The following is a 15,506-nucleotide window of genomic DNA, read 5'->3' on the forward strand; positions in this document are numbered from 1 at the left end:
GGTAGTTCCCTGGGAGCTATACCGATACTGTGCACTGACGGGAGAATTCCTGGGAGTTCTCTGGGAGTTTTCCTGATCGAGTGGCAATTAAGCGCAGTTATAGGGGCCGATGCACCCGTTGTGACGTTAGTGCTACTCGCGGGGTGGCAGAAGACAGGTATGCGTATCGCCGCCGTGGACACGGTCGTTCCCGATCACCGCTACTCGCAGGCCGAGCTGACCGAGGCGTTCGCCCGGCTGAGCTCGGCCGACCACGGGCTGTTGCGGCGCTTCCACGAGGCCACCCAGATCACCGGGCGCTCCCTGGCGCTGCCGCTGGAGGACTACGAACGGCTCGACGGCTTCACCGCGGCCAACGACCAGTACGTCACCCACGCCCTCGACCTGGCCGAACGGGCGGTCAAGGAGGCGCTGGCCCGCAGCGGGACCGCCCCCGAGCAGATCGACCACCTGGTGTGGTGCTCCTCGACCGGCGTGGCCACCCCGTCCCTGGACGCCCGGCTCGCCCAGCGGGTCGGGCTGCGGCCGGACGTCAAGCGGGTCCCGGTCTTCGGGCTCGGCTGCGCGGGCGGGGCGGCCGGCCTCGCCCGGATGAACGACCTGCTGCTCGGCCATCCGCTGCAGGCCGGGCTGGTCGTCTGCGTCGAGCTGTGCTCGCTGACCGTGCAGCGGGAAGACACCTCCGTGGCCAACCTGGTGGCCAGCGGGCTGTTCGGCGACGGAGCCGGCGCGGTGGTCGCCTGGGGCGACGAACGCTCACCCACCACACCCGACCAGGCCGTGGGCCCGTCGGTGATCGCGACCCGCAGCCGGCTCTACCCGGACACCGAGCGGATCATGGGCTGGGAGGTCGGCGAACACGGCTTCCGCATCGTCCTGGCGGCCGACCTGGTCGAGCTCGTCGAAGCCGAACTCGCCGGCGACGTCACCGGCTTCCTGGCCGACCACGGCCTGTCCCCGGCCGAGGTCACCTCCTGGGTCTGCCATCCCGGCGGCCCCAAGGTCATCGAGGCCATCGACCACGTCCTGTCCCTGCGGCCGGGCGCGCTCGACCTCACCTGGCACTCGCTGCAGGCCATCGGCAACCTGTCCTCGGTGTCGGTGCTCAACGTTTTGCAGGAGACCATCGCCCGCCGGCCCGGCGAACCGGGCGAGCACGGCCTGCTCATGGCCCTCGGCCCCGGCTTCTCCGCCGAGCTGGTGCTGCTGCGGTGGTGAGCTACCTGGTGCTGATCGGGCTGGTCGGCGTCGAACGGCTGGCCGAGCTGGTCGTCGCCCGGCGCAACCTCGCCTGGGCCCGTGCGCGGGGCGGCATCGAGTACGGCCGCTCCCACTATCCCGGGATCGTCCTGGCGCACGTCGCGCTGCTGGTCGGCGCGCCCCTGGAGGTCTGGCTGCTGGACCGGCCGTTCCTGCCGTGGCTCGGCTGGCCGATGCTCGCTCTCGTCGTCCTGGCGCAGGCCCTGCGCTGGTGGTGCATCACCACCCTCGGGCACCGGTGGAACACCCGCGTGATCATCGTGCCCGGGCTGCCGCTCGTCTCGGCCGGGCCCTACCGGCTGCTGCGTCACCCCAACTACGTCGCCGTCGTCGTCGAGGGGTTGGCGCTGCCGCTCGTCCACACCGCCTGGCTCACCGCGCTGCTCTTCACGCTCGCCAACGCGGCGCTGCTGGCCGTACGCATCCGGGTGGAGAACCAGGCCCTCTCGACCGCCTAGCCGAATCTGTCGGCCGGCTCCGGCATACTGATCGCCCCCCCGGATCAGAGAGCCTCCCGATGCCCCACCTCCTGCGGCACCTCGACGACCTGCTCGACATCGAGTACGGCAAGCTGGGCCTGCTGGGCGCCGCCCTCGACCCCTGGCGTTGCCCGAGCGGCTACCACTACGAGGCGCCCGTCCGCCTCGAAGCCTGGGACGCCGACCCGGGCCCGCCCACCTCCTGGCTCCCGGCCCGGCACGGCACCTTCGTGGCCGACACCGGCGTCATCCAGCCCGCCTCCACGCTGGAGAGCCCGGGTCGGCCCTTCCTGATCGGGCCGCCGCTGTTCGAGTACGGCTTCGCCGCCTACTACCGGCCGGTTCCCGACGACGAGGCCGAGAGCTGGCTGCTGCGCTTCTGGCCGATCCGCGACGTCTTCGACCCGGCCGTGCACGCGCGTCCGCTCCCGTACTTCTACCGTGGCGTCCACGGCCAGAGCGTCGACCTCTCCGAGGCCGACCTCGCCCCGCGCCCCTCGGGCGTCGCGCCTCCGGTCCCGGTCTCCGTGGCCGCCGACTGGGTCACCTCCCGCGACACCCCCGGCGGCCGTCCCCGCCTGAGACCCGGCGCCCTGCTGCCGGAAGCGGTCTACGACCTGTCCCCGGCCGCCCGCGAGGACTGGCTGCGCCGCGAGGCCGACGCCGACCGTATCGCCATGGCCCTCTGCCGGCCCGGCGACCACGTCTACACCGTCGCGGCCGACACCCACTCCCTGCCCCCTGGCGTGGCGCGCCGGCTGTGGCGCTGGGAGACCGACTACCTCGACGGGGCGCCCCCGCCGGCCGTCGACCCCACCTTCACCGCCGGCCGTCAGGTTCACGTCACCGACCCCTTCACCCGGCGGATCCTCGTCTCCGCCGTCGTCACCGTCCTGCGCACCGACCCCGACCGCGCCCGCTACGACGGCGCCTTCTACCTCGTCCGTGACGCCGAACCCCACGAGGCCGCCCGGGTCCTGTGCGCCGAGGCCTACTGGGCCGAGGACCCCGCCCACCGCGCCGCCCTGAACGCCCTGGCCCGCGACAAGATCGCCCAAGCCTGGGCCGCGCGGGAGGGGAGTGGCGGCGGGTCATGAACTACGCGTTGGCTCGTGTGGATCTCGCGTCTCCCCGCTGAGACGGCTCCCCGCCTTGAGATGGCTCCCCGCCTTGAGCCGGGCGCCCGCTGGCGGCGCTAGGCCGCCCGCCGGATCGGCCGCCACATGCCCACCCGGACCGCCACCCCCGGCGAGAAGTGCACTACCGGAGGATCGTCGGACAGCCCCTCCGCCAGATCCTGCCGCAGGCTGACCACCTTCGCCTGGTGCAGCGGCCACGGCCGATGCTCCACGTCGGCGCACGCCAGCACCCCGGCCACCTCGGTGTACAGCCGATACCGCTCGGTCAGGAAGGTAGCCAGCGCGTCCTTGTCCCCCAGGGCCGACCCGATCTCCACGTCCGCGTCGCACCTGGCCCCCGGCCGCCCCGGCCACCGGCGCAGCGACCGGTAGCTCATCCGGTCCCCGTCCAGCCGAGCCGACATCTCCGCCCACCGATACGGCAGCCAGTACCCCGCCCGCCCCCCGAGCACGGCCGACAACATCCCCGCCTCCAGCGACAGGAACCACACCCCCCGCCGCCCCTGCGCATCCCGCACATAGGTCCGTACGTTCGTCTCCGGGAACCGCGCCAGCCCCGGCCGGATCGTCGTCACGAACGGCGTCACCCCCAGCCACGCCGTCCCGTCGAACGTCTCCACCTCCAGCCCGTGCGGCACCCGGAAGCGCTCGGCGGGCACGGGCCAGTGCAGGAAGCTGATGGTGGTCCACCGGTGGAACATCACCGGGAGCAGGACCTTCGGGATGTCCACCCTGGTGGCCTCCCCGAATTCGCGCAGACCATGCCGTTGGCCGGCTTTCGGCTCGGCTGTGGGTCGTCGGCGGTTGGGCGTCATCGAGGCCGGTAGCAGCACCGTTGCCCGGTCTCCACCGTGGCGCGCAGCTCCTCGCCGATCAGGTGGTCCGCTTCGGTGATGCGGGTCAGCGCCCGGCGGATTGCTTTCCCGACGGCGATCCTGGCCCGCTCGCCGTCATCGGTGAATCGGCGGGCGCGTCCGGCCAGCCCGGTGGCCGCGGCGAGCTCCGCGACCAGCCAGTCATGTTCCAGCCGCAGTACCGCTGCCCGTTCGGCGTCGTTCAACGGATCGTGGTTGTCCAGCTCGGCCACCAGATCCCGGAGACGGTCCTTGTACGCGCGTTCGGCCTGCTGATCCAGCACAGGCTGGACCGACATGGGTGCCGCTGCCTCGCCGTACGGCTTGCGCAAGGTCTGGAGGGCGGTGAGGTCGAGGGCGTGGATCTCCTGCCCGGGGTTGGCGATGAGGACTGCCAGATGCTGAAGGCCGACACTGTTGTCGACCGCCACGGTGCGTCCACCCAGCTCGATCAGCCACTGACGACCGTGCCGCCGACAACTCGCCGCGGTGACCTCACGCGGGCTCGCGGGTGGCGCGGTGACCGTACCGGGGCGCCTGGGTGGAGCGGTGACCGTACGAGGGATGACGGTGACCGTGCCGGGGCGCGTGGTTAGCATGGGCCCGCTGGGCCCGTCCCACCTCGCCAGCCGCCAGCGGGTGGCGCGCCGGCTCTCCTTCGTCCAGCTCATGGGGCGGCCGCGCGCAACGTCGCCTCGATCTGCGGCCAGGGGAGTCCCGGTGGCAGGGCGACCATGGTGACATCCACGGCGGCGTCCCACGGCTTGAGCTGTTCCCGCACGTCGGCCGCCGTGCCGTAGGCAGTGAACTCGTCCAGCAGGACCTGCGCCGCATCGGGCACCACCCCCAGCCCCCGGTTGGCGGCCGAGTTGGCGGCTCGGACGAGGTCGACCTCCGCCTCCAAGCCCTGTGAGGAGACGAGGCGTGGATAGACCTCACCCATGGCCGCCAGATAGAACGCCGTACAGGCCGCCGCGACGACACGGGCGGAATCGACGTCCGTGTCAACGACGGTGAACGGCCCGGCCGCCACCGTGAGCGGCCTCGGCTGTCGAGGGGCGGCCTGGGCGTCCGCGTCGGTCCCGGTGTCCTCGGTGGTCCGGAGGGCTGCGACGGTTCGGCGGTGCCTGATCTCGGCGGCCAGCTCGCGGCACCGGTCCCGGCGCAGGTAGATCGAGGACCAGCCGTCAGCCTGCTCGGCGGCCACCCGAATGGTCTGCTCCCCGGTGGCGGCGATCCAGATCGGCAGGTCCGCAACCGCCGGCTGCCCCAGCCGTAACCCCCGCGCCGCCACCCGAGCCCCCGACCCGGCCGCCTCTCGAACAGCCTCGTGAAGGGCGGCCTCTCGTACGGCAGGCCGGGCCCGACCACCCGCCAGCAGCCCCCGCACCTCGGAAGCAACCCGCCCCAACCGCTCCGCCGGCCGAGCGAAGGGCATGGCATGCCACCCCTCCACCAACCGCCGGCTACTGGCCCCCAGCCCAAGCACGAACCGACCGCCGGAGATCTGGTGCAGTGTCGCAGCCGCCATGGCGATGGTCCCGGGCGTACGCCCCCACACCGACAACACCCCACTGGTGAGCTTGATCCGCCGCGTCCTGGTGGCGATCTCAGCCAGCAGAACGGTCGAATCCAACCCCCACCCCTCAGCCACGGAGAACACTTCATAACCAAGCTCGTCCGCCAGCACAGCCATGCGAACGATCACCTCACGCCGAACCTCCATCGGCGTCGTCGCCACGCCCCGCCGTACACCCGCCACCCCGTCCCCCCCGTGCGCACGCCCGCCATCCATGCCACGAAGCTACGAGCATCCCCACCCCGGCCGAATCGGCCGTTCTACCTACGCCACGGCCCCGCCGTACCACCTCCGCCGGGAAACTACCTACGCGACAGCCGCTGCTCGCTCGCCCAAACGGCCATCTGGGCCCGGGACCGGACGCCCAGCTTGGCCCGCACATGCTCCACATGCGCGTCGACCGTCCGCACGGACACCCCCAGCACCCGAGCGATCGAGGCATTGGTCAGCCCCTCAGCGATGAGATCCACCACTTGGACCTCCCGCTCAGTGAGCCCGCCCCCACCAGAAGCCGGCCGCACCCCACCCTGATCGCCGAGAAACGCCAGGATCGTCGAGGCCGCCCCCTCGAAACCTTCGGCGTAGATCGGCTGCATCCGCCCCTCCAACGCCACGAACTGCGCCCCCGGAATCAGCGAAGCCAGCTCCCGCCCCAGCTCGAAGGGCACCGCCCGGCTACCCCGCCGATGCATGACCAGCGTCGGCGCCTGCACCTCCGACAGCAGATGCCGCACATCGATGCGGTAGAACATGTCCAGCAACGCCGCGGCCGTCTCGGCCGTCGCCGCAGCCCGCTGCAGCCGCGCGAAAGCATCGGTCAGTTCAGCCGAAGCGCCAGGCAACCAGACGTCGGCCAGCACCCGCGACCCCATGCCCCAGTGCGCGCCGATCAGCGACAGGATCGACTGCCTGACCGGCTCCGGCGCAAGGTCCTCGCCCCGCGCGCAACTGCCGTACAAGAGCAACGACGCGACAGCGTCGGGATGACGTACGGCATGCGCCGCCGCCACCTGTCCACCCTCACACGACCCGAACAGGCTGTAGCGCTTGAGCCCAAGCTGCCCGATCAGCGCACCAAGCACCTCAAGCTCGGACTCAAGGGTGAACTCCGCCCGCCCCCGGTCCGACAGCCCACTCCCCAGCTTGTCGTACCGGATCACCGTGTACCGCCGGGCCAGCGCCTCGACGAACCCGCGGTGAGCCGGCACATCCCAGACCAGCCCCAGATGCGACACCCAGCCCAGGAGATACACGAGCGGCGGGCCGCTGCCGACGACCGAGTAGGCGACGCGGCCACGTGGCGTGTAGGCGAACCTGACTGCCTGCTTCACCCTGACCAGCATGCCACCGGGCCCGCCCGCTGTCACAGGTCAGATGTCGCCCCGTCGCGCGGTGCGCCGGAGCGCGCTCTCGTACTGCTCGCGGTCGAACGTGAACGGCCCGAGCGCCCCAAGATCCCAACTGGCCCGATGCCCGTTGCGGAACCCCGACCAGGTGACCGTCTCCTCACCCACCTGCACCTGGGCGGTCAGCGGCCAGCACTCCCACTCCCCGCACGTGCACCCCAGCAGCACGGTGTCACCGTCGTCCAACCACTGGAGCAGGGGCCGGCCGAGGAAGTGCGTGCTGGGCCAGCAGACCTTGTCCCGCTCCGACAGACCTTTGTAGGACCCGGCGAGATCCGGCTTCCCTTCGGCGGTGGCGAAGGGCAACTCCACGATCCGGACATGCTCCCGGAGGTCCCTCCCGTCGATCAGGATCCTGAGCGGCGGCACCATCTCGAACTGGATGACGTTCACCACCAAACCCTAGGTCAACATAGGGGATCCAGCCGTAGTGGGGCTCTGATGGGACGACGAAGGGGCGCAGGCCATGGGCAAGCTGGTTCGCGACAGGATCCCGGAGATCATCCGCCGCAACGGCGGCGACCCGGCCGTCACCGTGCTGGGCGAGACCGAGTACCGCGCGGCATTGCGGGACAAGCTGTTCGAGGAGGCCGGCGAACTGGCCGAGGCGACGCCTGAGGAGGTCGCCGGGGAGATCGCGGACGTCCTCGAGGTCCTGCGCGCCCTGGCGGCGGTCCACGGCCATGGCTGGGCCGACATCGAGCGGGTGTCGCTGGCCAAGCGCGAAGAGCGAGGCGGCTTCACCGACCGGCTCTACCTGCGCTGACCGGGCCATCCTCCGGGCTGGTCGAGGTCGTCGGCGGTGCCTGCCCTCGCGGGGCATATGCCGGTCGGGAGGGCATCGGCGATCAAGGCGATGGCTTCCTGCGCGGTGGCGACCACGGCAAGGTCGGCGACCTAGAAGCGCCCGTCGCCCGTGGCGATCACCTGCGGGAGGGGACACACGAAGGGGTAGCCGGTGCAAGTGGAGAAGTGCAGGGACCACATGCTGAGGAAAGGGAAGAGCTGCCGCAGCCGAGGCTCGGTGTGGGCGGCCTCGACCAGGGCGCGGACGCCGTCGGCAGGGGCGTCCCGCGCCTGCTCCCGGACCAGGCGCCACTTGACGGTCACCGCGTGCTCCGGACCGCGCTCGTGCGCGAAGGCGAGGTCGCTGACCTCGATGAACGGCGCAGCCGCCCGAATCTCGGCGAGCGGGCGACCGCGCCGCCAGGCGTTGGCGGCCCGAGCCGTCTCCGCCAGGCTCGGGGTCGAGCCGGAGATCAACTGCGCTCCCCGGCTCCAGCCTTGGCCGATGAACCAGCGTTCTTCGGCGCCGAGGTTGATCGTGTACGGCTCGCGCCCGTCCGCCAGGCTGGGCACCCCTGTCCACGTCCATGGGTCGCTGGGATCCTTCTGGATTTCGCCCAGGTCAAGGCCGGTGGCCGCCTGCGTCAGCGCTTCGGCAAGACCGCCTGCGGCCACCACGTCCGGGTAGAGGCGGCGGGTGAGATCGTCAGCAGCGAGGGAGTCGGGGCGAGCCATCCTCCGAGTGTGCCGGGCTCACACCGTCAGGCTGAAGCGGCGGCAGACGTGCACGCGGGCGAACTGCTCCCGCAGGGCGGGCTCCTCGGTGAGGGGCGCGTGGAGGAAGGCCGTGATGGGGCGCAGGGGCGGCCGGGGTGTGGCTATCGCTCGGATAGGTTCGGCCGGGTCGGTGTAGTAGTTGGCGTAGACGTGCAGGTAGTGGCTGTCCTCGGTGAAGCCGCGGCTGCGGTACCAGGTGAGGGCCGGCGGGTCGTCCCTGGTCCAGGCGTCCAGGGTGGTGATCCCGTGGGCCGCCAGGCGGGTCCGGGCCTCGGTGAGCAGGCGGGTGGCCAGGCCGCGGCGCTGGTGGTCGGGGTGGACGGCGATGGTGTCGATGGTCGCCTGGTCGTGGTCGAGCTCGACGTCCAGGAGGGCTGCGACGTGGCCTGTGGGGTCGACGGCGACCAGCTCAAATCCGGAAATTTCTGGCTTTGCCGTACGGACGTCGTCGTAGTAAGCGGTGGACAGAAAGGAGAGGACCCGGCAGCGAAGCCAGCCGGTCTCATCAGCGGACGTATAGCCACGAACGGTGTAGGTCATCGTGATCCTCAGCAGAGCGGACGGTCAGGGCGAGGGCGCGACGATGACGGATCATGCCGACACTCTGCCCGCCGCCCCGCCCCGCCGACAACGCGATTACCGAAGCCCCCGCAAGGCCCTCGACCCCTGGGTAGCCTGGTCCGGGTGATTGATTTCGCCAACGGCTCCGTGTTCAAGCTCAACCCCTGCAGCCCGGACGAAGTCGGCCCCGCCGTGGCCCCGCTCATGCTGTACGGCGAGCAGATCGTCGCCGCCTTCAAGGCGGTCCGGGACTTTGTCGTCTTCACCGACAAGCGCATCATCGCGGTCAACGTCCAAGGTCTCACCGGTAAGAAACGCGACTTCAGCTCGCTCCCGTACTCCAAGATCCAAGCCTGGTCGATCGAGACCGCGGGATCGTTCGACCTAGATGCCGAGCTGGAGCTCTGGTACAGCGGCCTGGGCCGGGTCCGCTTCGAGTTCAAGGGCAGCTCCGACATCCTCCGGCTCGGCCACATGATCGCGAGCTTCGTGCTGTAGCTCGGGCCTGCCCCGAATGTCTAAGATCGCTCCACCCCCGAATTGGAGCGTTCTATGGCTATTCGCGCCCTGCTGACCACGGCCGCCCTGCTGACCCTCGCCGCCCATCCCGCCCAGGCCGCGGTCGCCGAGCCCCTCCGCATCACCAAGATCTACTACAACTCCCCAGGCTCCCCGGACTCCGGCAGCCAGGCCAGCCTGAACGGCGAGTACGTGCAGCTCAAGAACGTCAGCAAGGCGAAGATCGACCTCACCGGCTGGACGCTCCACGACAAGACCAAGGACGACGAGCACGTCTACACCTTCGACACCTTCACCCTCAAGCCCGGCCGGACCGTGACCCTCCGCACCGGCAAGGGCAAGGACACCGCAACCACCCTGTACTGGGGCCGGGGCGGCGAAGGCACCTTCTCCTACATCTGGAACCAAAGGAGCGACACCGCCTACCTGCGCGACACCACCGGCAAACTGCGCGACTCCTGCTCGTACAACTCTCGCGCCGCCTTCAAGATCTGCTGACCGGGCTAATTTCCCCTTACGGCCGCATCGAGGATCGAGTCCAGCGCCCGCTGCGAGGTCTGCAGCTCGCTGATCCGCTCGGCGATCTGGGCGCGTTCGCGGCGTAGATCCTCGATGAAGGCCGGGCATCTGGCCGGAGCCGGCAGGACGTCCTCCTTGCGCAGGCAGTGCAGCACCCTGGCGATGACCGCCGTGGAAAGCCCCGCGGCGAGCAGGGCGCGGATGTGCCGCACGGTCGCGATGTCCGCTTCGCCGTACTCGCGGTAGCCGTTACTGAGCCGGACCGGCCCGAGCAGCCCCTGCTCCTCGTAGTAGCGCAGCAGCCGCCGGTTCACTCCGGTCGCGTGGGCCAGGTCGCCGATCCGCATGCCGGTCCTCCCCTTGACCTTCACATCGATGTGACCCCTTACCGTCACGAGTATCACCGATCCAGAAATAAGGGGTATGACCATGTCAGGCGCTGTGATCATCGGTGCAGGTCCGGGCATCGGGCAGGCTGTCGCCCGCCGATTCGCCCGGGAAGGTCTGCCGATCACCCTGATCGCCCGAACCCTGCGCACACCCGACCCGGCCCTCGCCTCCATCGGCGTACCGATCACCACCCTGCAGGCCGACAGCACCGACCAAACCGCCCTGAACACCGCCCTCGACGAGGCCACCCGCCAGTACGGCACGCCGGACGTCGTCGTCTACAACGCCGCGATCATCCAGGCCGACGCCCCGGGCGAGCTCTCCGTCGCCGCCCACATGGACGCCTGGGCCGTGAACGTCATCGGCGCCCTCAACGCCGCCGCCCACATCGCGCCGGCCATGGCCGCCCGTGGGCGTGGAACGTTCCTCATCACCGGCGGCATGCCCGAGCCCAAACCCCAGTACGTCAGCCTCTCCCTGGGCAAAGCCGCCGTCCGCACGCTGGTCACCCTGCTCGACCAGGAGTACGGCGCCGCCGGGGTGCACGTGGCGAGCGTCACCGTCGCCGGCCCGGTCGCCCCCGGCACCGACTTCGACCCGGACGACATCGCCGAACACTACTGGCACCTGCACACCCAACCCCGAGCCCACTGGACCCACGAGTCCCTGCACGCCGGCCCCTCATCGAAGCCCGGACGAGCCTGAGGGCGGCCTTACCAGGCAATCTCCTCCATACCCAGCTCCCCATCTCCCTGCCAGACCCGCTGTTGCGGCACCTCAAGCCCCCGCCGCTCACCCCGCTCAGGAACCGGCAGTCGCAGAACCGGTCGAAGATCAAGCCGTACAAGCTGCTGATCGACCTGCACGTCGGACATCCCGTCCCCGGTCGCCTTCGTCACCTCATGCCCCACCAACAGCCGCTCCCCGCGCGCATCCAGCCGCATCACGACGACCTTCCCCACCGTGGCGCGGTAGATCGTCCCGATCGCCGTAGGCCCGTCGTAGAGCACCAGCGACACCACCCTCTCGGCGCCCTGCTCCTCCTCCGTCGCCCAGACCGCCCGCCCACCGGCCAGCCGTACCATCCCGTAAGACGTCAGATCAGGAGGAACCGCCACCTTCCCCCGCACCCCCGTGGCGACATCCAACGTCGGCAGGAACCCCCCACCTGCGATGAACTTCTCCCCGTCGTCCTTCGTCCCCAACGTCCACGGCGGTCCCGCCCGCGAGGGAAACACCAGCGTCGTCTCGTCCGCCCAGAACAGCCGATACGGATCCTCCACCGGCCACTCCTCGCCCCTCCCGACAACCCCGGCGAACGAGAAGAACCGGTCATCCTCATCCACCATCGTCCGCGCATAAGCGATCTCACCCGCCGGCGACACCGCGATGCTGCGAATCACCCCCTCGACCTGCTCCGACACCGCACCCGCAACCTCCAGGCGCCCCTTGTCATCCATCTCCAGCCGATAGATCCTCGCCCGTGCCCCGCGCGGCCCGGCCCGCCCAACCTGTGCCCTTTGTCGCACCTCCGTGGCCGCCAGATACGTGCCGGCCTCCGCCCCCCGCGCCACGGTCGTGTACGCCACGAACGCCCCATCCGGCGTAGGAACCCCACCCACCGTCTTGCCCGTGACCAGATCCACGACCACCGGAAACGCGGACCCCATCACGACGTATCGGCCGTCCTCCACCGGAGCAGGCCGCCCGTGGAGCACAACCCACGCCCCCAGCCCAACCAGAACGGCCCCAAGAAGGGCCAACAGCCACTTGGCAGATAAAACCCGCGACAACATGAGGGAGTATTTTGGCCTAAAGCGCTTGTAGCGGGTGCGGGAATCGAACCCGCCTCAAGCGGCTTATGAAACCGCCGGACACACCAGCGTCCTCACCCGCCCGGTGCTGCACCGAGCATGCGCGAACGACTGGATCACCCGCAACACCTTTCCTGGCCGCCATAAACGCTTTGATGTGGGAGCGTTTCGCCCGCTTTCATAGGGCGATGCCACTCAGGCCATCCAACGCGCGCACCGTCGGTGACCGCCTCAAGCTGCACCGCCGTGAGGTCAGGGCGGACGGGCGCACCTACCAGGTGATCACCCTGCGCTCCGGCACCCGAGCCCGCTTCTCCACGAACCTCTGCCACGACACCTGGCACATCCTGTCCGACCCACACGGCGCCCGCCTGCTCAGCCGCCTGCTCTGGGGGCTGTCCTTCCAGCGCCACCACGGCAGCCTGGTCCTTCTCGACCGCCGCTTCATCGACCCCAACCCTTTCGACGCCGAACCCGGCCGCCCCATCGCACTCATCCCCGCCGACCTCACCCGTCTCACAGCTGCGGCGGCCAGACGGCTTGCCGTACCTCGACCGAGGTCCGAAGGGACCGTGCGGTGGCACACCTGGGGCCTCGACCAGGCCGTGCACGAGTGGCGGACCGGACGCGCGGACGGCTCGCGGTGGCGGACCTGGCGCCCTGCCCCTGACGTACGGCACGCAGCGGTGGAGCCCGTCGGCGGCCTCCTCACCTTCCGGGCATCCGCCTCCCTGCTCCGCTGCTGGGCCGTGTACGTGGCCACGATGGGCGACTACGTGCATGACGGCATGTCCTACACCGAACTGGACGGACCTCGCTGGGGGCCGTGTCGCTCCGACGGCGAGGTGCAGACGTTCACCGACTACCGGCAGCGGGTGTCCGTGGCCAAGGTGTCGCGCCGCGAGGTACTGGCCGCCGGTCATCTGCCAGGCGGACCGGCGGAGATCCGCCCGCTGGTGTGGAGACAGAACTCCGTCGTCCGGCGCAGGCGAATCCGAGCGTCGGCGTGAACCAGCAGAAGGCCGGAAAATGAACAAGGGCCAGACTCTCAATCCTGAGAATCTGGCCCTTCACCAGGTGGAACCTGGTCGGGTGAGAGGATTTGAACCTCCGGCCTCTTCGTCCCGAAGGAAACGAATACCCATTCCAATCTTGTGGCGCTGGCCCTGACCTGCATCTGGAGTCCGCTGCCGTCCTGAAACACTCCGGGGTCGTCCGACCTGCGCAGACCTCACGCTGGGGGGGGGCCTTCCGATGCGGGAAGGTGTCCAGCAGCGCCGCCGCGGCCGAAGCGGTCTACCGCAAGCAGATCCGTCCTGTGCTCCAAGGCGGGGCCGTGGTGGTGGACCGAATCTTCGGAGAGAGGGGGAGAGATCAATCGTTGAACCCACTTCTGGGATGTCTTCCAGAATGGGTCAGTGGGACAGGTCCGTGAGATCCCAGACCCGGACGCTGCCGTCGCTGCCGCCGGAGACAGCGATTGGCTTACCTTTGAGCATGGTTATGGCGAGCCCGGTGACGGCACCGTGATGACCGGAAAAAGGTGGCAGGAGCGGTTCCATCGTCCGCGGATCCCACACGATCACCGTCCCATCGTCGTGCCCGGTCGCCAGCACTGTACGGGACCCCACCCTTGTGACGATCATGGCCGTGGAGCGGATTCGCAGGGCCTTGCCGTACAGCGCGCCTGTCGTGGCGTCCCATAGCCGGATGCTGCCCCAGTCAGGGGCGTACCTACGCCGGGAGAAGATGATGGTCCTGCCGTCGACATGACCGATCGCCAGGGATTCGGCCTCGCCGTCGATGGTGATCGGATTGCCGATCGGTTGGCCGCTGGCCGCGTTCCACAGTCGTACCTGCTTGCCGGTGGCGGTCGCGATGACCTGGCCGCCGGGCGGGCTCCCGATTGCGACGGTCTTCGCTCCGCTCGCGCCGTTGATCGGGCGGGGAAAACCATCCCCCGAGAGGTCCCAGAGCATGGTCTGGTCGCCCTCGATCGGGGCGGCGACGAGGGATCGCTCCGTGGCGAGTTGAGCACCTCCGCCAGGAGGCAGGGCGATGGTCTCGGATATGGCCACTCGCTTGCCTGTCGCCGTGTCGCGGACTGTAAGGCCGTCGATGTCGGCGTAGACGATGACCGACTTCCCATTGCGCGTGGCCGTAGCCACGGGCGCGTCCTCGACGCACGCGCAGGAGATCGGCGTCCGGAATGGCTTGTGGGTGGCTAAGTCCCACATGTTGATCGTGTCGTCGTGGCCAGCGGTTACAACGATGGTCTTGCCCTGAACCCTGGCTACCGCCAGGGAAGCTACACTCCCGCCGCCGCCAAAGATCGGCTTCCCGAGTTGCTTGCCTGTGTGTAGGTTCCAGACCGTCACTGTCGCGTCGTCATCGCTGATCACCAGGATCGGTGTCGTGCCGTTCATGCCTACGGCCATGACGTGGTCCAGAAGGTCGTCGCTGTCCCAGCCGTGGCCGATGATTTCGCCGGTGGCCAGGTCGGTGACTCGTAGAGTGCTGTTTCCGCCCAAGATCGTGACAGTTCGCCCGCCAAGTTCGCGCAATTCGATGGGCGCGAACTTGCCCTCGTGCTTCACCTCGGTGACGACGCCGGTGGTTAGGTCCCAGCGTTCCATCCGGCCGTTGAAGTCGCCGTCCGAACCGGTGATCACGGCGACGCCGTCCTGGATGCCGATGCTGGAGATGTATTCGATCGATGCGACCTTGCCGGAGGCCAGAGCTTTGCCAGTTCCGAGGTCCCAGGAGTGGAGACCCCCGTCCTCGTCCCCGGTGATGGCTACGGTGCGTCCGCCTACGTTGCCGATTGCCCCGGCCCAAGGTTCGGCCCCTTGCCCCTCCAATGGGGCGCCTACGGCCTGGCCGGACGCCAGGTTCCAGAGTTGGATATCGGAGTATTCACCTTCGGTGAGTGCGACGCGCGCGCCGTCCAGCATGCCAACGGCCAGCAGGTTGGTGTCGAGCGTCTTGGTCGTCATGGGCGGGGTCAACGGGCGGCGCGCGCCGAGATCCCACGCGCGCAACGTGCCACCGCTCACGACCGCGATGTCCTTGCCGTCCCAGTGGTGCAACTCGACGTGGTTCACTCGACCCTGGCCTGTGCGGATTGGTTCCCCGATCAGCTTGTGCGTGGCGAAGTCCCAGATGCGCAGCAGGCTGTCGCTTCCGCCAGTGACGATCACCGGCTTGCCGTTCACAGTGCCAATCGCCGGGAATACGAACCGGTCGCTGTGGCCGTACATTGCAGGCCCAAGCTGACGACCAGGCGCTGGTGCCGGATACTCGGTGATCTCCGCGATCGTGGGCGAGGGCGACGGCCTGGATGCACCTTGAAGATCAGCGCTGCAGGCGGTCGCAACCAATATGAGCGCAGCCGTGAGCGCCCTCATCGATGCCACCTGAACC

The 15,506-nt window shown here is 69.4% G+C and carries 18 protein-coding genes and 1 tRNA gene; 8 read left to right on the top strand and 11 right to left on the bottom strand.

Annotation, left to right across the window (positions count from 1 at the left end):
• The first annotated feature begins 159 nt into the window (after nt 1-159).
• Genes AB0I67_RS07985 through AB0I67_RS07995 form a run of 3 tightly spaced genes read left to right on the top strand, consistent with a single transcriptional unit; the run spans nt 160 to nt 2,836 of the window.
• Nucleotides 160-1,218, top strand: coding sequence for a 3-oxoacyl-[acyl-carrier-protein] synthase III C-terminal domain-containing protein (locus AB0I67_RS07985; RefSeq protein ID WP_357919445.1), 1,059 nt, complete (start codon nt 160-162; stop codon nt 1,216-1,218).
• Nucleotides 1,212-1,718, top strand: a complete 507-nt coding sequence (locus AB0I67_RS07990; RefSeq protein WP_357919447.1) for an isoprenylcysteine carboxyl methyltransferase family protein — start codon at nt 1,212-1,214, stop codon at nt 1,716-1,718. The genes AB0I67_RS07985 and AB0I67_RS07990 overlap by 7 nt, the downstream gene beginning before the upstream one ends.
• Nucleotides 1,719-1,777: 59 nt before the next feature.
• Nucleotides 1,778-2,836 carry a hypothetical protein gene (locus AB0I67_RS07995; protein WP_357919449.1) on the top strand — a complete coding sequence of 353 codons (1,059 nt, stop codon included), beginning with the start codon at nt 1,778-1,780 and terminating at the stop codon, nt 2,834-2,836.
• Between the two features lie 98 nt (nt 2,837-2,934).
• On the opposite strand, the gene AB0I67_RS08000 is transcribed toward AB0I67_RS07995, so the two are convergent.
• From AB0I67_RS08000 to AB0I67_RS08020, 5 genes are all read right to left on the bottom strand, one after another.
• On the bottom strand, nt 2,935-3,609 hold the full coding sequence (locus AB0I67_RS08000; protein WP_357919452.1) for a DUF2071 domain-containing protein: 675 nt from the start codon (nt 3,607-3,609) through the stop codon (nt 2,935-2,937).
• A gap of 80 nt (nt 3,610-3,689) precedes the next feature.
• Nucleotides 3,690-4,163, bottom strand: a complete 474-nt coding sequence (locus AB0I67_RS08005; protein ID WP_357919454.1) for a hypothetical protein — start codon at nt 4,161-4,163, stop codon at nt 3,690-3,692.
• A 236-nt stretch (nt 4,164-4,399) separates the two neighbouring features.
• Nucleotides 4,400-5,527, bottom strand: a complete 1,128-nt coding sequence (locus AB0I67_RS08010; protein WP_357919457.1) for an LLM class flavin-dependent oxidoreductase — start codon at nt 5,525-5,527, stop codon at nt 4,400-4,402.
• Between the two features lie 86 nt (nt 5,528-5,613).
• Nucleotides 5,614-6,642 carry an alpha/beta fold hydrolase gene (locus tag AB0I67_RS08015; protein ID WP_357919460.1) on the bottom strand — a complete coding sequence of 343 codons (1,029 nt, stop codon included), beginning with the start codon at nt 6,640-6,642 and terminating at the stop codon, nt 5,614-5,616.
• Nucleotides 6,643-6,681: 39 nt separating this feature from the next.
• Nucleotides 6,682-7,110 carry a hypothetical protein gene (locus tag AB0I67_RS08020; RefSeq protein WP_357919463.1) on the bottom strand — a complete coding sequence of 143 codons (429 nt, stop codon included), beginning with the start codon at nt 7,108-7,110 and terminating at the stop codon, nt 6,682-6,684.
• 73 nt (nt 7,111-7,183) lie between these two features.
• On the opposite strand from AB0I67_RS08020, the gene AB0I67_RS08025 reads away from it, so the two are divergent.
• On the top strand, nt 7,184-7,483 hold the full coding sequence (locus AB0I67_RS08025; RefSeq protein WP_357919466.1) for a nucleoside triphosphate pyrophosphohydrolase: 300 nt from the start codon (nt 7,184-7,186) through the stop codon (nt 7,481-7,483).
• 131 nt (nt 7,484-7,614) lie between these two features.
• On the opposite strand, the gene AB0I67_RS08030 is transcribed toward AB0I67_RS08025, so the two are convergent.
• Both AB0I67_RS08030 and AB0I67_RS08035 read right to left on the bottom strand, forming a co-directional pair.
• The gene (locus AB0I67_RS08030; protein ID WP_357919468.1) at nt 7,615-8,238 is read right to left on the bottom strand and encodes a DUF6193 family natural product biosynthesis protein; all 624 of its coding nucleotides are present in this window, start codon (nt 8,236-8,238) and stop codon (nt 7,615-7,617) included.
• A gap of 18 nt (nt 8,239-8,256) precedes the next feature.
• Entirely contained in the window at nt 8,257-8,820 is a 564-nt protein-coding gene (locus AB0I67_RS08035; protein WP_357919470.1) for an N-acetyltransferase, read from the bottom strand.
• 144 nt (nt 8,821-8,964) lie between these two features.
• On the opposite strand from AB0I67_RS08035, the gene AB0I67_RS08040 reads away from it, so the two are divergent.
• Complete coding sequence (locus AB0I67_RS08040; protein ID WP_357919473.1) at nt 8,965-9,339, top strand: PH domain-containing protein; 375 nt, start codon at nt 8,965-8,967, stop codon at nt 9,337-9,339.
• 54 nt (nt 9,340-9,393) lie between these two features.
• On the top strand, nt 9,394-9,858 hold the full coding sequence (locus AB0I67_RS08045; RefSeq protein ID WP_357919476.1) for a lamin tail domain-containing protein: 465 nt from the start codon (nt 9,394-9,396) through the stop codon (nt 9,856-9,858).
• A gap of 5 nt (nt 9,859-9,863) precedes the next feature.
• On the opposite strand, the gene AB0I67_RS08050 is transcribed toward AB0I67_RS08045, so the two are convergent.
• On the bottom strand, nt 9,864-10,226 hold the full coding sequence (locus tag AB0I67_RS08050) for a MerR family transcriptional regulator (protein WP_357919479.1): 363 nt from the start codon (nt 10,224-10,226) through the stop codon (nt 9,864-9,866).
• Nucleotides 10,227-10,308: 82 nt separating this feature from the next.
• Here AB0I67_RS08050 and AB0I67_RS08055 point away from each other — a divergent pair, with 82 nt between their 5' ends.
• The gene (locus AB0I67_RS08055) at nt 10,309-10,974 is read left to right on the top strand and encodes an SDR family NAD(P)-dependent oxidoreductase (RefSeq protein WP_357919481.1); all 666 of its coding nucleotides are present in this window, start codon (nt 10,309-10,311) and stop codon (nt 10,972-10,974) included.
• Between the two features lie 8 nt (nt 10,975-10,982).
• Here AB0I67_RS08055 and AB0I67_RS08060 read toward each other — a convergent pair whose 3' ends face one another.
• Together AB0I67_RS08060 and AB0I67_RS08065 are read right to left on the bottom strand one after the other, a co-directional pair.
• Entirely contained in the window at nt 10,983-12,065 is a 1,083-nt protein-coding gene (locus tag AB0I67_RS08060; RefSeq protein ID WP_357919484.1) for a hypothetical protein, read from the bottom strand.
• A gap of 28 nt (nt 12,066-12,093) precedes the next feature.
• Nucleotides 12,094-12,166 (bottom strand) — tRNA-Met (locus tag AB0I67_RS08065).
• A 105-nt stretch (nt 12,167-12,271) separates the two neighbouring features.
• Here AB0I67_RS08065 and AB0I67_RS08070 point away from each other — a divergent pair.
• Nucleotides 12,272-13,093, top strand: coding sequence for a hypothetical protein (locus AB0I67_RS08070; protein ID WP_357919486.1), 822 nt, complete (start codon nt 12,272-12,274; stop codon nt 13,091-13,093).
• Between the two features lie 405 nt (nt 13,094-13,498).
• Here the strand turns inward: AB0I67_RS08070 and AB0I67_RS08075 are convergent, their stop codons facing one another.
• The gene (locus AB0I67_RS08075) at nt 13,499-15,490 is read right to left on the bottom strand and encodes a WD40 repeat domain-containing protein (protein WP_357919488.1); all 1,992 of its coding nucleotides are present in this window, start codon (nt 15,488-15,490) and stop codon (nt 13,499-13,501) included.
• Nucleotides 15,491-15,506 lie beyond the last annotated feature (16 nt).

It is taken from the genome of Nonomuraea sp. NPDC050310, from assembly GCF_040655795.1.
Lineage (GTDB): Bacteria > Actinomycetota > Actinomycetes > Streptosporangiales > Streptosporangiaceae > Nonomuraea.